This is a genomic window from Actinocorallia lasiicapitis (genome assembly GCF_054778695.1).
In genome coordinates, this window is the sequence record NZ_BAAGZI010000844.1 from 1 (window position 1) to 763 (window position 763).

2 protein-coding genes are annotated in these 763 nt (G+C 74.7%); both read right to left on the reverse strand.

Going from position 1 to position 763, the window contains the following annotated elements; genetic code table 11:
- Window positions 1–433 (reverse strand): flavodoxin domain-containing protein (locus ACYVE7_RS35025; RefSeq protein ID WP_460370973.1); only part of this gene is annotated, 433 nt, incomplete at its 3' end.
- A partial coding sequence (locus tag ACYVE7_RS35030) for a glycosyltransferase (protein WP_460370975.1) occupies window positions 430–763 on the reverse strand: 334 nt, incomplete at its 5' end. The genes ACYVE7_RS35030 and ACYVE7_RS35025, both read right to left, overlap by 4 nt.

Here is a 763-nt window from a genome sequence, read left to right on the forward strand (position 1 = left end):
CGATCTCCTTCGCCCAGGCGGCGGCCTGGTTCAGCTCGTCGAGCGTGGCGGCCGGTTTCGCGCCCAGCACCCCCGACAGGAGGCTCTTCGGGGTGGCCGCCTCCCCGAAGTCGGCCTGCCCCCGCACGTCCAGCGACTGGGCGGTGTTGGCGAGCCCGGACGGCGACGGCGGGCCGCTGCTGAACAGCCAGACCGGGCGCTGCCGCAGGATCCGCTGGTGGCGGCGGGCGAAGGAGTGGGCGTCGCGGTGCCAGCGGTTCATGAACAGCGAGCCGCCCAGGACGACCGCGTCGAACGACCGGACGTCGGTGACCTCCCGGGCGGGCCGGACGACCACGGCGAGACCCAGCTCGCGCAGGGACTCCCCGATCCGTTCGGCGATCTCCCCGGTTCCGCCGCGGCCGGAACCGTACGCGACGAGGACTTTGATCATGAGGGCCTCCTCAGGCTGTGTGCTGCCAGGTAGAGCCGGTGGGTCTCGGCGGCGACCCGCTCCCACGAGTGCCGGGACCGGGCGCGGTCCTCGCCCGCCAGGCCATAGGCGAGACGGCGGGTCGGATCGCCGAGCAGATCGCGCAGGACCGCGGCGAGCGCGTGCGGGGCCGTCCGGTCGAGGAGGGTGCCGGTGACGTCCTCGACGACCGCGTCGCCGTGCCCGCCGGAGCGGACCGCGACGACCGGAACCCCGCACGCCATCGCCCGGAGGGCGTCGAGCGCGAACGGGTCGGGCTGCAACGCCAGCACCAGGTCGGCCGAGCGGATC